Annotated in this window: 16 protein-coding genes; 7 read left to right on the forward strand and 9 right to left on the reverse strand. The window is 61.4% G+C overall.

Annotated features, from left to right (window positions below):
• Positions 1-69: 69 nt before the first annotated feature.
• From BLU46_RS22970 to gap, 3 genes are all read right to left on the reverse strand, one after another.
• Complete coding sequence (locus BLU46_RS22970; RefSeq protein ID WP_063027559.1) at positions 70-1,038, reverse strand: FecR family protein; 969 nt, start codon at positions 1,036-1,038, stop codon at positions 70-72.
• A 61-nt stretch (positions 1,039-1,099) separates the two neighbouring features.
• A complete protein-coding gene (locus BLU46_RS22975; RefSeq protein ID WP_003214115.1) occupies positions 1,100-1,618 on the reverse strand; it encodes an RNA polymerase sigma factor in 519 nt (172 codons plus the stop codon).
• 197 nt (positions 1,619-1,815) lie between these two features.
• Positions 1,816-2,817 (reverse strand): type I glyceraldehyde-3-phosphate dehydrogenase, encoded by a 1,002-nt coding sequence (gap, locus tag BLU46_RS22980; protein ID WP_003214117.1) that lies wholly within the window; start codon positions 2,815-2,817, stop codon positions 1,816-1,818.
• A 221-nt stretch (positions 2,818-3,038) separates the two neighbouring features.
• Here gap and edd point away from each other — a divergent pair, with 221 nt between their 5' ends.
• The 4 genes from edd (at position 3,039) to BLU46_RS23000 (ending at position 8,149) form a co-directional block, all read left to right on the forward strand.
• Positions 3,039-4,865, forward strand: a complete 1,827-nt coding sequence (gene edd, locus BLU46_RS22985) for a phosphogluconate dehydratase (RefSeq protein ID WP_093205618.1) — start codon at positions 3,039-3,041, stop codon at positions 4,863-4,865.
• Positions 4,862-5,818, forward strand: coding sequence for a glucokinase (locus BLU46_RS22990; protein WP_063027562.1), 957 nt, complete (start codon positions 4,862-4,864; stop codon positions 5,816-5,818). The genes edd and BLU46_RS22990 overlap by 4 nt, the downstream gene beginning before the upstream one ends.
• A 140-nt stretch (positions 5,819-5,958) precedes the next feature.
• Positions 5,959-6,690: a response regulator gene (locus BLU46_RS22995; RefSeq protein WP_010169994.1), complete on the forward strand. Its 732-nt coding sequence runs from the start codon at positions 5,959-5,961 to the stop codon at positions 6,688-6,690.
• Complete coding sequence (locus BLU46_RS23000; RefSeq protein WP_003214126.1) at positions 6,680-8,149, forward strand: ATP-binding protein; 1,470 nt, start codon at positions 6,680-6,682, stop codon at positions 8,147-8,149. Before BLU46_RS22995 ends, BLU46_RS23000 begins: the two co-directional genes overlap by 11 nt.
• Positions 8,150-8,301: 152 nt before the next feature.
• Here the strand turns inward: BLU46_RS23000 and BLU46_RS23005 are convergent, their stop codons facing one another.
• Positions 8,302-9,231 (reverse strand): AraC family transcriptional regulator, encoded by a 930-nt coding sequence (locus tag BLU46_RS23005; protein WP_063027566.1) that lies wholly within the window; start codon positions 9,229-9,231, stop codon positions 8,302-8,304.
• Between the two features lie 327 nt (positions 9,232-9,558).
• Here BLU46_RS23005 and BLU46_RS23010 point away from each other — a divergent pair, with 327 nt between their 5' ends.
• Positions 9,559-9,900 (forward strand): antibiotic biosynthesis monooxygenase family protein, encoded by a 342-nt coding sequence (locus tag BLU46_RS23010; protein WP_003214130.1) that lies wholly within the window; start codon positions 9,559-9,561, stop codon positions 9,898-9,900.
• A gap of 43 nt (positions 9,901-9,943) precedes the next feature.
• Complete coding sequence (locus BLU46_RS23015) at positions 9,944-10,192, forward strand: hypothetical protein (RefSeq protein WP_093205623.1); 249 nt, start codon at positions 9,944-9,946, stop codon at positions 10,190-10,192.
• Positions 10,193-10,333: 141 nt separating this feature from the next.
• Here the strand turns inward: BLU46_RS23015 and BLU46_RS23020 are convergent, their stop codons facing one another.
• On the reverse strand, positions 10,334-10,966 hold the full coding sequence (locus BLU46_RS23020; RefSeq protein ID WP_063027570.1) for a flavin reductase family protein: 633 nt from the start codon (positions 10,964-10,966) through the stop codon (positions 10,334-10,336).
• A gap of 196 nt (positions 10,967-11,162) precedes the next feature.
• On the opposite strand from BLU46_RS23020, the gene BLU46_RS23025 reads away from it, so the two are divergent.
• Positions 11,163-11,918: a COG4705 family protein gene (locus BLU46_RS23025; protein ID WP_010169988.1), complete on the forward strand. Its 756-nt coding sequence runs from the start codon at positions 11,163-11,165 to the stop codon at positions 11,916-11,918.
• 62 nt (positions 11,919-11,980) lie between these two features.
• Here BLU46_RS23025 and BLU46_RS23030 read toward each other — a convergent pair whose 3' ends face one another.
• The 4 genes from BLU46_RS23030 to BLU46_RS23045 all read right to left on the reverse strand — a co-directional run bounded on the left by BLU46_RS23030 (position 11,981) and on the right by BLU46_RS23045 (position 18,437).
• Positions 11,981-13,300 carry an MFS transporter gene (locus BLU46_RS23030; RefSeq protein WP_093205628.1) on the reverse strand — a complete coding sequence of 440 codons (1,320 nt, stop codon included), beginning with the start codon at positions 13,298-13,300 and terminating at the stop codon, positions 11,981-11,983.
• Positions 13,301-13,589: 289 nt separating this feature from the next.
• Positions 13,590-14,921, reverse strand: coding sequence for a sigma-54-dependent transcriptional regulator (locus BLU46_RS23035; protein WP_017475644.1), 1,332 nt, complete (start codon positions 14,919-14,921; stop codon positions 13,590-13,592).
• The gene (locus tag BLU46_RS23040; RefSeq protein WP_093205633.1) at positions 14,915-16,681 is read right to left on the reverse strand and encodes an ATP-binding protein; all 1,767 of its coding nucleotides are present in this window, start codon (positions 16,679-16,681) and stop codon (positions 14,915-14,917) included. The genes BLU46_RS23035 and BLU46_RS23040 overlap by 7 nt, the downstream gene beginning before the upstream one ends.
• A gap of 232 nt (positions 16,682-16,913) precedes the next feature.
• Positions 16,914-18,437: a fumarate hydratase gene (locus BLU46_RS23045; RefSeq protein WP_003214142.1), complete on the reverse strand. Its 1,524-nt coding sequence runs from the start codon at positions 18,435-18,437 to the stop codon at positions 16,914-16,916.
• Positions 18,438-18,601: the final 164 nt, after the last annotated feature.

Here is an 18,601-nt window from a genome sequence, read left to right on the forward strand (position 1 = left end):
ATAGGAATCAGTTGCATTGGCTATAACGAGACGTACCGCCGATGGCTATCGAGTAAAAATAATTCTCATTTAGTTCAGGATCACCAGCGCCGGGTATTCCGAGAGCTTGGCGGAAGTGATGTGGGCCAGGGAGCGCACGACGTCGAGAGGCTGGTCCAGGCGGTAATTGCCGGTGACCGCCACGCTGGCGAGCTTGTCGTTGTTGTTGACGATCCAGCCGGGGTAGTAGCGACGCAATTCGGCCAGCACTTCGCTCATCGGGCAGTTTTCGAAGATCAACCGACCGTCGACCCAGGCCAGGTCCTTGGTGGTGTCCAGCTTGGCGGGTTGGCCGAAGCCCTTGGGCCCGATGCGGATACTTTCACCGGCGCTCAGGCGTACCCGCGCATCGTCAAAGGTGTTGCTCAGGTCGACGTCGCCGCGTTGTACCTGAACCTGGGCTTCACCGTTCAAGTAGCGCACCGCGAAGGACGTATCACGCACACTGGCGCGCACCGGGCCGGCGTCGATTTCCAGGGGCAGGCCACGGCTGGGCAGCACTTCGAAAAATGCCTCGCCCTGATACAGGCGCGCGATGCGCTGGTGGTCCTTGATGCTGCTGGAGAACGCGGAATTGGTGTTCAGCAAGACTTTTGAGCCGTCGTCCAATTGAAGTCGCTGGCGTTCGCCCACCACCGTCAAGTGGTCGGCCTGCAGGCGCATCGGCAGGTTGCTGAAGCTGAACAGGCCCAGCAGCAACACAGCGGCAGTGGCCAAGGGTTTCCAATGCGGTTTGATACGACGCCACGCACTGGGTTTGCGCGGCGCATTCAGGGCGACGGCAGCGCTGTGCACGGGTGCGCCGGCCCAGGCGGTCTGAGCCTTGATGAAGGCTTCGGCGTTCAAAGGGTCGCGGGCGAGCCAGGCTTCAAACTCGTCTTGCTGCCCGGGCTGCGGGCACTGCAAGGCGATCAGCCAGTCGAGGGCTTGGTCCATAGCCGTGTCTTGCAATACCTCATGAGCCAGCTCATGAGGGCGCAGTTTATTCGGATCCGTCACGGTGTTCCTCGGGTCTTCGCCACGTTTTAATCAATAGTCCTGCAGGCTGTGCCGACAAAGCTTAAGGGCGATCCAGTCTTTCGGCCACACCTATGCAGATGGCCATGATCAATTTCAGTTCCTTTTGCACAGTGCTCAGGGACACGTCGAGCTTGTCGGCAATTTCCTGATAGCTGCAACCGTGCAGGCGGCTGAGGATAAAGATCTGCTGCTGGCGGGCGCTCAACTGTCCGAGGCTGACACTCAGGTGCTCGAGCAATTGCTCGGCCTGTGTCGCGTCTTCGGGGGTGCTGACGGGGGAGGCAACGCTTTGCAGCACGTCCAGCGGGACATCTTCCTGCAGGGTGCGGGCTTGAATCCTGCGGGCGCGCAGGTGATCCAGCGCCAGGTTGCGCGCCGTCTGGTAGACGAAGGGTTCGAGGTGATCGATCGGCCGTTCGCTCAAGGCCCGGGTCACGCGCAGGTAGGTTTCCTGTAGCAGGTCCTCGGCGGTGCTGTGGTTATTCACCATCCGCTGCAAGGTGCGCAGCAGAATCACCCGCTGGGTGAGGAAGACTTGGTTGAAGCGAGATTGGCTCACAGTGATACCAGACCGATTTGCAGTGAATGATAATGCTTATCATCAACGTAAATGGCAAGTGGCTATTTCTGAGCATGAAGCAAGACCCTGTGGGAGCCGGGCTTGCCCGCGATATACGCACCACGGTCCGTCAGATGGACCGCGTTGACTGCATCGCAGGCAAGCCAGCTCCCACAGGAGAGGTCAGCACCGCTGGTTTATTCGGCGTTGCACAGCGCCAGGCAGTTATCCAGCATGCGGTTCGAGAAGCCCCACTCGTTGTCATACCAAGCCAGCACTTTCAGCAACTTACCGCTGACCTTGGTGTGATTGGCGTCGAAAATCGACGACAGCGGGTTATGGTTGAAGTCACTGGAAACCAGCGGCAGGGTGTTGTAGCCGAGGATTTTCGAGTGTTGGCTGGCTTCTTTGAGCAATGCGTTGACTTGCTCGGCGCTGGCTTCTTTTTTCAGTTGCACGGTGAGGTCCACCAGCGACACGTTGATCACCGGTACCCGCACGGCCATGCCGGTCAGCTTGCCTGCCAGTTCCGGCAGCACCAGGCCCACGGCTTCGGCAGCGCCGGTCTTGCTCGGGATCATGTTCTGGGTGGCCGAACGCGCGCGGTACGGGTCGGTGTGGTAGACGTCGGTCAGGTTCTGGTCGTTGGTGTAAGCGTGGATAGTGGTCATCAAGCCGCTTTCGATGCCCAGCTCACGGTGCAGCACCTGGGCCACCGGTGCCAGGCAGTTGGTGGTGCAGGAAGCGTTGGAGATGATCTGGTGGGATTGACGCAAAATGTCGTGGTTCACGCCGTACACCACGGTGGCATCGGCGCCCTTGGCCGGGGCCGAGATGATCACCTTGCGCGCGCCGGCGGTAATATGGGCGGCGGCCTTGTCACGGTCGGTGAACAGACCGGTGCATTCGAACACCACGTCCACCTTGTGTGCAGCCCACGGCAGGTCGGCCGGGTTGCGAATGGCACTGACGGCAATCCGGTCACCGTTCACGGTCAGGCTTTCCTGATCATGAGCGACCTCTGCGTCGAAAGTACCGTGGACGGTGTCGTATTTAAGCAGGTGGGCATTGATCGAGCTGTCGCCGAGATCGTTGATGGCGACGATCTGCAAATCCTGGCGGTAGCCTTGGGTATAAAGTGCGCGCAGGACATTTCGGCCAATACGGCCAAAACCATTGATAGCGATACGTAGAGTCATTGGAAGGTGCCTGTCGTCGATTTGTTGTAAGAATTACAAGATTATTCGCATAAAAATAGAAAACAAGCCTTTTTAGTGGCAATATTTTGTTCAATCTACAACGAGTGACCTGAATCAACTGGTCCGATTGGTCAAGCAACACCCTGCCAACCTCTTCGCGGCGGGCGTTTGACCAGCATAGACTCTCAGGTCGCCACATCCGTTAGCCTGGAGTTCTATACATGCATCCCCGCGTACTTGAGGTCACCGAACGGCTTATCGCCCGCAGCCGTGCAACCCGTGAGGCATACCTTGCGCTCATTCGCGGCGCTGCCAGCGACGGTCCGATGCGCGGCAAGCTGCAATGCGCCAACTTTGCCCACGGCGTGGCCGGGTGCGGCACCGAAGACAAAAACAGCCTGCGCATGATGAACGCCGCCAACGTGGCAATTGTTTCGTCATATAACGACATGCTGTCGGCGCACCAGCCGTACGAACATTTCCCCGAGCAAATCAAAAAGGCCCTGCGTGAAGTCGGCTCTGTTGGCCAGTTCGCCGGCGGTACCCCTGCCATGTGCGACGGCGTGACCCAGGGCGAGCCAGGCATGGAGCTCAGCCTGCTGAGCCGCGAAGTGATTGCCATGTCCACGGCGGTAGCGCTGTCCCACAACATGTTCGACGCCGCGCTGATGCTCGGTATCTGCGACAAGATCGTCCCCGGCCTGATGATGGGCGCCCTGCGTTATGGCCACCTGCCGATGATCTTTGTGCCGGGCGGGCCGATGCCGTCGGGGATCTCCAACAAACAGAAAGCCGACGTGCGCCAGCGCTACGCCGAAGGCAAGGCCACCCGCGAAGAGCTGCTGGAATCGGAGATGAAGTCCTACCACAGCCCGGGCACCTGCACCTTCTATGGCACCGCCAACACCAACCAGTTGCTGATGGAAGTGATGGGCCTGCACCTGCCGGGCGCATCGTTCGTCAACCCGTACACGCCGCTGCGTGACGCCCTGACCCGCGAAGCCGCGCACCAGGTCACGCGCCTGACCAAGGCCAACGGTAACTTCACGCCGATCGGCGAGATCGTCGATGAGAAATCCATCGTCAACTCCATCGTCGCCCTCAACGCCACCGGCGGTTCCACCAACCACACCCTGCACATGCCGGCCATCGCCATGTCGGCGGGCATCATCCTCACCTGGCAAGACATGGCCGACCTCTCCGAAGTCGTGCCGACCCTGTCCCACGTCTATCCAAACGGCAAGGCTGACATCAACCACTTCCAGGCGGCGGGCGGCATGTCGTTCCTGATCCGCGAACTGCTGGAAGCCGGCCTGCTCCACAACGACGTCAACACCGTGGCCGGTCACGGCCTGAGCCGCTACACCCAGGAACCGTTCCTGGTGGACGGCGAGCTGGTATGGCGTGAAGGCCCGATCGAAAGCCTCGACGAAACCATCCTGCGCCCCGTGGCCCGTGCGTTTTCCCCGGAAGGCGGCTTGCGGGTAATGGAAGGCAACCTCGGCCGTGGCGTGATGAAAGTCTCCGCCGTGGCCCTTGAGCATCAAATCGTCGAAGCCCCGGCCGTGGTATTCCAGGACCAACAAGACCTGGCGGATGCGTTCAAGGCCGGCCAGTTGGAAAAAGACTTCGTCGCGGTAATGCGCTTCCAGGGCCCACGCTCCAACGGCATGCCGGAATTGCACAAGATGACGCCGTTCCTCGGCGTGCTGCAGGACCGTGGCTTCAAAGTGGCGTTGGTAACAGACGGGCGCATGTCCGGCGCGTCGGGTAAGATTCCCGCCGCGATTCATGTCAACCCTGAAGCCCAGAGCGGCGGGCCACTGGCACGCGTGCGCGATGGCGATATCATTCGTGTGGATGGCGTCAAAGGCACCTTGGAGCTTAAGGTGGACGCCGAAGAGTTTGCAGCGCGCACGCCTGCCACGGGCCTTCTGGGCAATAACGTGGGGGCCGGTCGCGAGCTGTTTGCGTTTATGCGTTTGGCCGCAAGCTCCGCAGAGCAGGGCGCCAGCGCCTTTACCTCTGCCTTGGAGACACTTAAGTGAAGCTTGCGCTGGTCGGTGATATTGGGGGTACCAACGCCCGTTTTGCGTTGTGGCGTGATCAGGAGCTGCATTCGATCCGCGTCCACGCGACGGCGGATCATGCCAGCCCCGAAGAGGCGATCCAGGTCTATCTGAAGGAAGAAGGCCTGGCCATCGGCTCCATTGGCGCGGTGTGCCTGTCTGTCGCCGGGCCGGTGAGCGGAGATGAATTTAAATTCACCAACAACCATTGGCGCCTGAGCAAGACTGCTTTCTGCAAGACTTTACAGGTGGACGAGCTGCTGCTGGTGAATGATTTCTCGGCCATGGCCTTGGGCATGACCCGCCTGAAAACGGATGAATTCCGTGTGGTGTGCGAAGGCACGCCGGAACCGTTGCGGCCTGCGGTGGTGATTGGCCCGGGCACCGGCCTGGGTGTCGGCACTTTGCTCGACCTCGGCAACGGTCGTTGGGCGGCACTGCCGGGGGAGGGCGGCCATGTCGACCTGCCGGTGAGCAGCCCGCGGGAAGCGCAGCTGTGGCAGCACATCCACAATGAGATCGGGCATGTCAGCGCTGAAACCGCCTTGAGCGGTGGCGGTTTGCCGAGGTTGTACCGGGCGATCTGCGCGGTGGACGGCCATGAAGCTGTGCTGGAAACCCCCGAGGCCATCACTGCCGCTGGCCTGGCGGGCGACCCGATTGCCCTCGAAGTGCTGGACCAGTTCAGTATCTGGCTGGGCCGCGTTGCCGGTAACAACGTGCTGACCACCGGCGGCCGTGGAGGGGTTTATATCGTTGGTGGCGTGATTCCGCGCTTTGCCGATTTCTTTATCAAGAGTGGTTTTGCCAAGAGTTTTTGCGACAAAGGCTGCATGAGCGACTACTTCAAAGGCATTCCGGTGTGGCTGGTGACCGCACCGTATTCCGGTTTGACCGGGGCTGGTGTAGCGCTGGAGCAGGCATTTGCGTAGGCAGTGATGGCGCCATCGCAGGCAAGCCAGCTCCCACAGGGAAATGCATTCCAAATGTGGGAGCTGGCTTGCCTGCGATGAGGCCCTCCAGAACAACGAATTATTAAGCCCGTCCCATCCCTAACAACAAGGACGACCCCGTGAGCGTAATCAGTAAATCCATTCTCCTGGTGGACGACGACCAGGAAATCCGTGAGTTGCTGCAAACCTACCTCAGCCGCGCAGGATTCCAGGTGCGTGGCGTGCCGGATGGTGCGGGGTTCCGCCAGGCAATGAACGAGGCGCCGTGCGACCTGGTGATCCTTGATGTGATGCTGCCGGACGAAGACGGCTTCAGCCTCTGCCGCTGGATCCGCCAGCACCCGCGCCAGGCGCAAGTGCCGATCATCATGCTCACCGCCAGTTCCGACGAAGCCGACCGCGTGATCGGCCTGGAACTGGGCGCCGACGATTACATCGGCAAGCCCTTCAGTCCCCGTGAGTTGCAGGCGCGGGTCAAGGCGCTGCTGCGTCGTGCCCAGTTTGGCCAGGAGCGCAGCGGCGGCGAGGTGCTGGTGTTTGGCGAGTGGCGCCTGGACATGGTCAGCCACCGGCTGTTCCACGTCGACGGCGAGGAAGTGATTCTCTCCGGCGCCGACTTTGCCCTGCTCAAGCTGTTTCTCGATCACCCCCAGCAAATCCTCGACCGCGACACCATCGGCAACGCCACCCGGGGCCGCGACCTGATGCCCCTGGACCGGATTGTCGACATGGCCGTCAGCCGCTTGCGACAGCGCCTGCGGGACACCGAAAAACCACCCCGGCTGATCCGCACCGTGCGCGGCAGTGGCTATCAATTGGCAGCCAGCGTGGTTGCCGGCAATGCCCACTGAGCGCCTGCGTGAACTGCGCCGGCGCATCCCGGTACCGCGTTCGCTGCTGGGGCGGATGTTACTGCTGACCCTGTTGGCGGTACTGTTTGCCCAGGCGTTGTCCAGCGTGATCTGGGTGTCGCAACTGCGGGCTACCCAGCTCGAAGGCCTGGTCACCGCTGCCCGCAGCCTGGCGCATTCGATGACGGCCAGCGTCAGTTATTTCCGTTCCTTGCCGGTGGCCTTTCGGCCGCTGGTGCTGGACCAATTGCGCAGCATGGGCGGCACCCGGTTTGTGGTGACCCTCAATGACAAGCCCCTGGACATGGCGGTGTTGCCGGAAACCCCGCGCAAGCACGCGGTGCTCGGTGCGGTCGAAGAAGTGTTGCGCCAGACCCTGGGCAGCGACGTGCATGTCTCGGTGGAATTCGTCAGTGCCGAAGACCTGCGCATCTTCAATGCCGGTTTGAAACTCGATGAACTGCCGCGCTCCTGGGCGCATTACGCGCTGACCCTGGAGCCGGTGAATCCGCCAGTGTTGGTCACCCAGATCCAGCTGGCCCAGGGCGAATGGCTCTACATTGCCTCCTTGCTGCCCGAACCCTACACCAGCCTTGAAGAGCAAGGCCTGCCATACCAGCAGGTGTGGTTTATCGTGCTCACCAGCGGCTTCCTGCTGCTGTTTATCGGCCTGCTGGTGCACTGGCAAAGCCGTCCACTCAAGCGCCTGGCCAGGGCGGCGCGGGACATGTCCCTGGGCGCCGACGTGGAGCCGGTGGCCGAAGGCGGCGGCAGCGAAGTGGTGGAAGTGGGCCGCGCGTTCAATGCCATGCGCGAACGCATCAGCCGTTACCTGACCGAGCGTAGCCAGCTGTTCAGCGCGATTTCCCACGACTTGCGCACACCTATCACACGCCTGCGGTTGCGGGTGGAGTTGCTGGAAGACGAGAACCTGCAAGCCAAATTCGGCCGTGACCTGGATGAGCTGGAGTTGCTGGTCAAAGGCGCGTTGCAGTGCGTGAAGGACACGGATATCCACGAGAACATCGAGCCGGTAGACCTCAACCATGTGCTCGACTGCCTGGTGGAACCGTACCTGGCACCCAACGGCAATGGCCGCGTGACCCAACATGGCCGGGCACTCACGACATACCCGGGCAAGCCGCTGGCGCTCAAGCGCTGTATCGGCAACCTGATCGACAACGCCTTGAAGTACGGGCAGAACGCCCATTTGCATATCGAAGACGATGGCGCGGAGTTCATCCTCCACGTCGACGACGAAGGCCCGGGCGTACCGGAACAGCGCCTGGAACAGGTCTTCGAACCGCACTTCCGCCTGGCCGGGCAGCAACAGGGTTATGGCCTGGGTCTCGGCATCGCCCGCAACATTGCCCACAGCCATGGCGGTGAAGTGAGTTTGCAGAATTTGCGCGAGGGTGGCTTGCGGGTGACCTTGCAGTTGCCCCGCGGCCTGGATTGAACGCCACCCATACCGCAGCTGATTGAGTACTTGTGGCGAGGGAGCTTGCTCCCGTTGGACTGCGCAGCAGTCCCATCTTTTGGGGCCGCTTCGCGCCCCAACGGGAACAAGCTCCCTCGCCACATTATTAGTATCCGGCGTTATAACCGCGGTTAGACGCTCTGGCGTAACCGGGCCAGATCCCGCAACGGCGGTGCACCAAACAGCCGGCTGTATTCGCGGCTGAACTGCGAGGCGCTTTCATAGCCCACCCGATACCCCGCCGCCGAGGCTTCCAGGCCCTCGGCGATCATCAACCGCCGAGCCTCCTGCAAGCGCAACTGCTTCTGGTACTGCAACGGGCTCATGGCGGTCATCGCCTTGAAGCGGTGGTGCAAGGTCGAGACGCTGAGGTTCACTTCCTTGGCCAGGTCATCAATGCGCAGGGGTTGTTCGTAGTTGCCGTTCAACCAGGTGATCGCCTGGCTGACCCGATGGCTCTGACTGTTGGCAACCGCGATTTCATACAGCCGATAACCCTGCGGGCCACGCAACAAACGGTAGAGAATTTCCCGATTGATCAACGGCGCCAGCATCGCGATGTCTTTCGGCGTGTCCAGCAATCGGGTCAGGCGTAGTACGGCGTCGAGCAACTGGTTATCCAGGCGGTCGACATACATCCCGCGAGACGTAGGGCGTGTGGGTACACCCATGGGACCGGCTTCGGCAATCAGCGCGGTGATTTGGGCCGGGTCGATGTTGACCCGAAGCGACAGGTTGGGATCTTCCGGCGTCGCATCGAGGATGCGACCGGCCACCGGCATCGAAACCGAGAACACCAGGTAATTGAGCGGGTCGTAGGCGAAAACCTCATCCGCCAGGCGCACTTCCTTGCTGCCCTGGGCCAGGATGCACAGTGCGGGCTCCACCAGTACCGGCATGAAGTCGCGCGGGGTGTTATGGCGATTGAGGTACAGCGAAGTGATCGCCGTGCCGTAGGAACCATCCTCCCAGGTATGCCGACGCACGATACCGGCGAGTTCTGCGCGCTGCTTTTCCATATCGGCGTCGAGGGGCGTGGAGCGAAGGTCGGGCGACGACATGGGACATCCTCTGGTGCTTTTGACGATGGGCACAGCTTAACGGCGGCTTTGCAAAAAGCGGTACGTCGATTCTGCACAATCCTTGCCTGATCCTGCGATAAATCGTGAATCAGGCAAGCACAGGGCTGTCATGCCCCTGAAATACGGCAGTCATGCCGGGAACAAAACCCGCACGCCGATTGCTATCTCTGCGCATCTCGCAGGATTGTGCAATAAGCCGGCAGGAATCGACTAACTGCATCCATCCCTGCGCCCGTATCTTTGATCCTGTGGCAACACGCCCTCACAGTGCTTGCCGAGCATCACTTCTCAACGGGAGAGTCGAACATGTCCACCCCCATTCCCGCGAGCCATATGGCCTTTATCCGTGCCCGTACCGGGTACAGCACCGAACTGGGTGCACGCTTGAGCAGTTTGATCGAACCGGGCCGCCAGGCTCAGGGTTGCCTGCAATTCTCGTTGCAGCACTCCCTGGCCGACCCGGATGTGTGGTTGGTGTCGGGCTTCTGGAGCAGCGAGCAGGCGATGAGTGCCTACTTCAGCTCGCCGGCGCTGATGGTCTTCACTGAGTTGTTGAATGACATGGTGGTTCGCAGCATGGACTTCCAGACCTTCACCGACGCCTCGGCGGCCAACGCCTATGGCGAGTACCTGCAACTGGCGGGCTAGTGCTTTAGAATGGCCGCCTTTCCCATTGGCCAGGACCTGCAACATGGCACGTAAAGAGTTTGCCCACCACGAAGCCGTTTCCGCCTTGGTGCGTGAAGAAGAGGGTGGCTATAGCGCCGCCATCGCCGTCAAGGCGCTGGATGGCATGGGCGCACCGCGCTTTCACAAGATCCTCGATGGACAGACGTTCAAGACTGCCTCCGACGCCGACGATGCCGCAGCTCTGCAACTGGAGCGTTTGGTCGATGTAGATGAAGACGGTCAGCTCTCTTGGGCAGCTTCCGCCAACTAAAAACACCGCTGATCCAAATGTGGGCGCGGGCTTGTGTGGGAGCGGGCTTGCTCGCGAATGCGGTGGATCAGTTGGTCTATGCATTGACTGACACGCCCCCTTCGCGAGCAAGCCCGCTCCCACATTTTTATCGCATTCCAATCAGCGTTTCGCGGCGCCTGGGCGGTACATTTTGAACAGCGCTTCCGGCCCCAGCTGAAAATAATCCGCCGGGCCGCCTCCACGCAGGATCGGCTCGGCGGCAGCCGTGTCGTACACCCCGTCTTTCAACAGCCACTTGGCGATATGCACCGCCACGACCTCGCCAAGCACCAGCCAGCTCGGCACCAGCTCCTCGTCGGCGCGCTGCAGCTGAATGATCTGCGTCACCTTGCACTCGAACGACACCGGGCTCTCACCCACGCGAGGCACGGCGATCACTTTTGAAGCCACCGGCGTCAGGCCGGACAATTCAAACTCGTTGACCTCGGGCGAGACCGGCGCGCAGCTCTGGTTCATCTGCTCGGCCAGCGGGCGGGTAGCCAGGTTCCACACGAACTCACCGGTCTGTTCGATGTTGTTCAGGCTGTCTTTGCGCCCGACACTGGAAAACCCAATGATCGGCGGAATGTAGTTAAACGCATTGAAGAAACTGTAGGGCGCCAGGTTCAGGCGGCCTTCGCGGTCCTGGGACGAAATCCAGCCAATCGGGCGTGGGCCGACAATCGCATTGAATGGGTCATGGGGCAGGCCGTGGCCGTTGGCGGGTTCGTAGAAATGAATATCGTCGGACATGGCCGGGGTTCCTGCTGCGCGGTTCTGGGGAGGGCACCATAGTGCAATCCAGCGCGGCGGATTTCTATCATCCATATGGAATTTTCATACAGCCCCCACCTATTTTTCACAGCTTCCGGTTCAGTCTGCGCGCCAGGTCGACACCCCCTGATAAGTCGATCGATTGAAAGACTGAGCCTTTGGAGCCTTCCGCACGATGAACAAACTTCCTCAGATCACCCTGGCGTTCTGGGTCATGAAAATCTGCGCCACGACCCTGGGCGAAACCGCCGGGGACTTGCTGTCGATGACCTTGAATGTCGGTTACGCCATCAGCTCAATGATCCTGATCAGCGTGTTCCTGGTCACCCTGGTGACGCAACTCTGGTCGAAAACCTACAACCCGGTGCTGTACTGGATCGTGATCCTGTCCACCAGCACCGCCGGCACCACCATGTCCGACTTTATGGACCGCACGCTGGGGCTAGGTTATGCCACGGGGTCGATGATTCTGGTGTCGATCCTGGTGGCGATCTTTGCCCTGTGGCGTATCAGCGGCGATTCGCTGAACGTGAACAAGGTGCAGACCTTTCGCGGTGAACTGTTCTACTGGATGGCGATCCTGTTCTCCAACACCCTGGGCACGGCGCTGGGGGATTTCCTGGCGGATGATTCCGGGCTCGGGTTTGCCGGTGGCGCCTTGCTGATCGGCGCGAGCATCGCGGTGGTGGTGTTGCTGAAATACTTCACGCGGATTTCGTCGGTGCTGTTGTTCTGGGTGGCGTTTGTGCTGACCCGGCCGTTCGGTGCCACCCTGGGTGACTTCCTGACCAAACCCCATGAAAAGGGCGGGCTGGACTTTGGCACCATCGGCTCGTCGGCGGTGTTGGCGGCAGTGCTGGTGGTGATGATTGCCGGGGCGGCCTATGCCCAGCGTCGGTATGGGCGCCAGGCGGTTGCCGAGCTGTCTTGAGGCCAATAAAAAAGGGCCATGTCAGTCAATGACATGGCCCCTTTTTTATTGCCACCGAACCTTTAGTCCGTGGTAATCCGCGAATGCTTGCGGGTGTCCTTCATGGTCACATACACCAGCAGCGACACCGCAATACACGCGGTGACGTACCAGTAGTACCCGGTTTCCATGCCGATGCTTTTGAACCACAACGCGATGTATTCAGCGGTGCCGCCGAAGATCGACACGGTCAGCGCATAGGGCAAGCCAACACCCAGGGCGCGGATTTCGGTGGGGAACAGTTCAGCCTTCACCACGGCGTTGATCGAGGTGTAGCCGCTGACGATGATCAGCGCCGCCATGATCAGGAAGAACGCGCCCCACCAGGTCTGGATGGTGTGCAGGGTGGTGAGGATCGGCACCGTGAACAGCGTGCCGAGGACGCCGAAGGCGATCAGGATTGGCCGGCGGCCAACCTTGTCCGACAGCCCGCCGATGATGGGTTGCAGGCACATGAACAGGAACAGCGTGGCTGCTGAAATGGTGGTGGAGTCGGAGATGCTCATGCCGACGGTGTTCACCAGGTATTTCTGCATATAGGTGGTGTAGGTGTAGAACGCCAGGGTACCGCCCATGGTCAGGCCGACGACGGTCATCAGTTCCTTGGGGTGGCGCATCAAGGTGCGCATCGTGCTTTCCTTGGCTTTTTCTTTCTTGGTGAACGACTCGGTTTCTTCCATGCCACGACGCAGGTACAGCGCCACTACTGCACACAGGGCGCCGATGGCGAACGGGATACGCCAGCCCCAGTCGTACAGCTGCTCGGTAGTCAGGGTCTGTTGCAGCACGATCAGCACGCCAAGGGCGATGAGCTGGCCAGAGATCAGGGTTACGTACTGGAAGCTGGAGTAGAAGCCACGACGTTCCTTGGTCGCCATCTCGCTGAGGTAAGTGGCGGAGGTGCCGTATTCGCCCCCGACCGACAGCCCCTGCAGTAGGCGGGCGAATACCAGCAGGATCGGCGCACCGATACCAATGGCTTCATAACCCGGGCTCAGGGCAATCAGCAGCGAGCCGAAGCACATCAGGTACACCGAGGCCATCAAGGCCTTTTTACGCCCGACCTTGTCGGCGTACAGGCCCATCAGCCAGCCACCAATCGGGCGCATCAGGAAGCCCACGGCGAAGATCGCGGCGGTGTTCAAGAGTTGGGCGGTGGTGTCGCCTTTCGGGAAAAAGGTCTTGGCGAAGTACAGAGAGAAAGCAGCGTAGACGTACCAGTCGTACCACTCGACCATGTTGCCGACCGATCCGCTGAAGATCGACTTGATACGGCTGGAGGTGGTGCGTTCTTTTGCCGGCGCAGCCGCCGACCCCAGAGGCAGGGAGTTGGAGTTATCCATTTAAGGATCCTTCATCTAATTGTTTTTGTGGAGCGCGCCCGAGCGCAGCCTGGCTGGGCTATAGCAGGAGCTGTGCCAAACAGATGAAGGCCCGGTCTAGAGGGGTTTGGAGATTTTTTTGAGCGGAAAGTCGCTGATGATTGAAGGGCGATGAGCGGAAAACCGCCGACGAAGATCGCTCCCACGCTCTGCGTGGGCGCGCATCCTGTGACGCTCCGCGTCACGATTTTAAGGGCGGACGCGGAGCGTCCAGAGCTGCATTACCACGCGGAGCGTGGGAATGATCGGTTTAGAGGAACGTGTCCCGCGCCAGGCCATGGCGCTGCATTTTTTCATTGAAGGTGCGCCGGGGCAGTTGCAGCTCGGCCAGCACCGCCTTGATATCGCCTTTGTGCCGGGTCAGTGCGGCTTTCAGGCAATGGGCTTCAAAGGCTTCCTGCTGGGCCGCCAACGATTGCCCGGCTTCGGCTTCGATACCTTCCGGCTCCGGCTCACCCAGCCCCAGCACCTGGCGTTCAGCGACGTTGGCCAGTTCCCGCACGTTGCCCGGCCAGTCATGGCTGAGCAGGCGGCCCAGCGCCGGCCCGCTCAACGGAGCGAAGCTGCGGCCCAGGCGTTCGGCCGCGCTTTGCGCAAAGTGTTCGAACAGCAGCGGAATGTCTTCCCGGCGCTCCCGCAGCGGTGGCAGGCGCAGTTGCGCGACGGTCAGGCGGTAGGCCAAATCCTCACGGAAACGCCCGGCGCGGGCTTCGTCCAGCAGGTCCGGCTTGGTGGCAGCGATGATCCGCAAGTCCACCTTGATGCTTTGATTGGAACCGAGCCGTTCGAGTTTTTGCTCCTGCAACACCCGCAGCAATTTCACCTGCTGGGCGAGGGGCATGCTCTCAATCTCATCGAGAAACAGGGTGCCGCCGTCGGCATATTCCAGCTTGCCGATACGCTTGCCCTGGGCGCCGGTAAACGCGCCACTTTCATGGCCGAACAGCTCGGCTTCAAACAGCTGCTCGGGAATCGCCGCGCAGTTCAGCGCCACAAATGGTTTCTTCGCCCGGGGGCCGAAATCATGCAGGCAACGGGCGACCAGTTCCTTGCCGCTGCCGGTTTCGCCGCGAATCAACACATTGACCGGCAGGCCCGCCAGGTCCAGCACTTGTCGGCGCAGGTTCTGCAAACCGCGCGACACTCCCAGCAGGCTCGATTCCAACTGAGCCCGGTGATCGGCCTGCTGATGCAGGCGGCGGTTTTCCAGCACCAGCCCGCGCTTGTCCAGCGCCCGGCGCAGGCTGCTGAGCAGGGCCTCGGGGCTGAAGGGTTTTTCGAGGAAGTCGTAGGCGCCGTCGCGCATGGCTTCGACGGCCATCGGCACATCGCCGTGGCCGGTGAGCAGAATCACCGGCAGGTCGGCGTCACGCCGCTGCACTTCAGCCAGCAACTCCAGGCCGCTGAGGCCGGGCATGCGCACGTCGCTCAGGATCACCCCGGGAAAGTCCCTGGGCAATTGCGCCAGGCATTCTTCGGCGCGGCCGAACAACTGCACCTCAAAGCCCGACAGGCTCAGCCATTGCTCGACGGCCGTGCGAATGCTGGCTTCGTCATCGACCACAATCACCGCGTTCAACATAGGTCTGGCGTCTCCAGCGCGATAGGCAAGGTCAGGGTAAAGATCGCCCCGTCACCGTGATTGCCGGCGCTCAGGCGACCGCCGAGTTCGTGGACGATAGCGTACGACACGGCGAGCCCCAAGCCGAGCCCGTCGCCCACAGGCTTAGTGGTGAAGAACGGGTCGAACACGCTGTTGAGGTTTTCCTCGGCGATCCCGCCGCCGCTGTCGCTGACGGTCAGGCACCACAGCTGTTGATCGGCATGCAGGCGGATTTCCAGGCGTTTGCGCGGCTTGTCGGCCATGGCGTCGAGTGCGTTGCGCAGCAGGTTGATCAGCACCTGTTCCAGGCGGATCGCGTCGCCGCGTACCCAGGCCGGGCGGGTCAAATCGAGGACAGTGCCGATGGCTTCGTCCCGCAGGCGCGCATCGAGCAAGTGCAGGGATTGGTCCACCACCGTCGCCAGGTCGAGGCGTTCGCGCAGGCCGCTGGGGCTCTTGCGGGCGAAGGTCTTCAGGTGGCCGGTGAGCGCGGCCATGCGGGTGAGCATGTCATCCAGCGGGGTCAGGGCCTGGTAGGCGTCGTCCACCCGGCCGTGATCCAGCAGCAGCCGCAGGGTCGCCAACTGCATGCGCTGGGCGGTCAGTGGCTGGTTGATTTCGTGGGCCAGGGCCGCGGACATTTGGCCCAGCGCCGCCAGTTTGGCGGACTGCACCAAACCATCCTGGGCGGTGCGCAGGGCGCGGGTGCGTTCCTCCACCAACTGTTCAAGTTCTTCACGGCTGCGCTGGCGCAGGCGGGCGAGGCGCCAGCGTTGGGTCAGGAACAGCACCAGGAACACCAGCGCCAGCCATGAGCCGGCGGCAGCGAGGCCGGCGTTGCGTTGGTCCTCAAAGGCAACCTGTGGTTTGCGCAACAGGTGCAAGGTCCAGCCTTCGGCTTTCAGCGGCAGGGATTCCCAGATGTAGTTGGCCTTGCCGTCGGGGCCATCGACGCGCATCAGGTGGCTGTTCTCGTCAAAGCGCTGCAACGCTTCAGCGTCCAGCGGCAGCAGCTGTTTCTTGTCGTATTGGCGAGTGGCCTTGAGTTCGGCGTGGTCGCTGTCCGACAACGGACGCAGCGCGCGGTAGCGCCAGCCCGGCTGGTTGGCGATAAACACAATACCCCGCGCATCGCTGACCAGCAGCAAGTCATTGCCCTGGGCCCACTCGCGCTCCAGTTCCGGGAACTCCAACTTGACCACCATGGCGCCGAGGAATTGTTCGTTCTCGCCGACCACCGCGCTGGAGAGGAAATACCCCGGAATCCCGGTGGTCACCCCCACCGCATAAAACCGCCCGGTGCCCTGGCTCAAGGTTTGGCTGAAATAGGGACGAAATGCATAGTTGTGCCCCACATAACTGCTGGGCAGGTTCCAGTTGCTGGCGGCCACGGCGAGGCCGTTGCGGTCCATCAGTTCCAGGGTCGAGGACTGGGCGGCGCCATTGATGCGCTCCAGCTTGCGGTTGAGCAAATCCTGGGTGGCGGTGTCCAGCGGGCCCTTCAAGGCGCTGATCATTTCCGAGTCCAGGGCCAGTACGGCGGGCAGGGCGCGGTAACGTTCGATCAGGGTGTGCAGTGAGTTGCCATAGAGCATGAGCTGCTGATTGGCGCGGGCAGCGTCATCCACCAGGGCCAGGCGTTCGGCGTGGCGGGTAGCCAGGGCGGCAGCCAGGACCGCGCCGGCGATGATCAGCAAGGAGTAGAAGGTCAAACGCAGCGGGCGGGGAATCGCAATCATACGAAGATGAACAGTGCAATTAGGGGCGAGCACCATAGCACGCGGCGCATGGCTGTTGTGGCGAGGGAGCTTGCTCCCGCTGGGGCGCGTAGCGGCCCCAAAAAATGGGAGCGCTGAGTACTGGAGCGCCAGCCCGGTCCAGCGGGAGCAAGCTCCCTCGCCACAGTGAGAGGTGCATGGCACAAAAAAAGGCGACCGTAGTGGTCGCCTTTTATCCTTGCAGCGGAAATGCTTACTGCACTTCTACCGCCAGGCTTTCACTGATCTTTTTCTGCCAGATGGCAGGACCGGTGATGTGTACCGACTCGCCCTTGCTATCCACTGCAACGGTAACCGGCATGTCTTTTACGTCGAACTCGTAGATCGCTTCCATACCCAGCTCGGCGAACGCCACGACGCGGGATTTCTTGATGGCCTGGGCCACCAGGTAAGCCGCGCCGCCCACTGCCATCAGGTAAACCGCCTTGTGGTCCTTGATCGCTTCGATAGCGGTCGGACCGCGCTCGGATTTGCCGATCATGCCCAACAGGCCGGTTTGCTCGAGGATCTGGCGAGTGAACTTGTCCATCCGCGTGGCGGTGGTCGGACCGGCAGGCCCAACCACTTCTTCGCGCACCGGATCAACCGGGCCGACGTAGTAGATGAAGCGACCCTTGAGGTCCACCGGCAGGGTTTCGCCCTTGTTCAGCATCTCGACCATGCGCTTGTGCGCCGCGTCGCGACCGGTGAGCATCTTGCCGTTGAGCAGTACGGTTTCGCCCGGCTTCCAGCTCTGTACGTCTTCCGGGGTCAGGGTGTCGAGGTTGACGCGACGGGCCGACGGGCCGGCTTCCCAGACGATTTCCGGGTAGGCGTCCAGCGGTGGTGCTTCCAGCGACGCAGGGCCCGAGCCGTCGAGCACGAAGTGCGCGTGACGGGTGGCGGCGCAGTTGGGGATCATGCATACCGGCAGCGAGGCCGCGTGGGTCGGGTAGTCCATGATTTTCACGTCGAGCACGGTGGTCAGGCCACCCAGGCCCTGGGCGCCGATGCCCAGTTGGTTGACCTTCTCGAACAGCTCCAGGCGCATCTCTTCGATACGGTTGGACGGGCCGCGCTTTTTCAGCTCGTGGATGTCGATGGATTCCATCAACACTTCCTTGGCCATCACGGCGGCCTTCTCGGCGGTGCCGCCGATGCCAATGCCGAGCATGCCCGGTGGGCACCAGCCGGCGCCCATGGTCGGAACGGTCTTCAGTACCCAGTCGACGATCGAGTCGGACGGGTTGAGCATGGCCATTTTCGACTTGTTCTCGGAACCACCGCCTTTGGCGGCCACGTCCACTTCCACGGTGTTACCGGGGACGATGGAGTAGTGGATCACGGCCGGGGTGTTGTCCTTGGTGTTTTTACGCGCACCGGCCGGGTCGGCGAGGATCGAGGCCCGCAGCACGTTTTCCGGCAAGTTGTACGCCTGGCGCACGCCTTGGTTGATCATGTCGTCCAGGCTCATGGTGGCGCCATCCCAGCGCACGTCCATGCCGACACGTACGAATACGGTGACAATCCCGGTGTCCTGGCAGATCGGGCGGTGGCCGGTGGCACACATGCGCGAGTTGATCAGGATCTGTGCCATGGAGTCACGGGCCGCTGGCGATTCTTCGCGCAGGTAGGCTTCGTGCATCGCCTGGATGAAGTCAACGGGATGGTAATAGGAAATGAATTGCAGGGCGTCAGCAACGCTCTGAATCAGGTCGTCTTGCTTGATCACGGTCATGAGTCGCGCTCCTCTATAAGGGAACATTCAATAAAGGTGGCGTCAGTGTTGCATCGGTCGGCTGAAGCCACCTTTCCAAGGCACGCCAAAGTGGTGCAGGCGCGACGCTAAAAAGGCGCGGCAGTATAACCCGCCGCGGTGGCCGATACACCCGACTATGGTCA

The organism is Pseudomonas yamanorum (genome assembly GCF_900105735.1).
GTDB lineage: Bacteria > Pseudomonadota > Gammaproteobacteria > Pseudomonadales > Pseudomonadaceae > Aquipseudomonas > Aquipseudomonas yamanorum.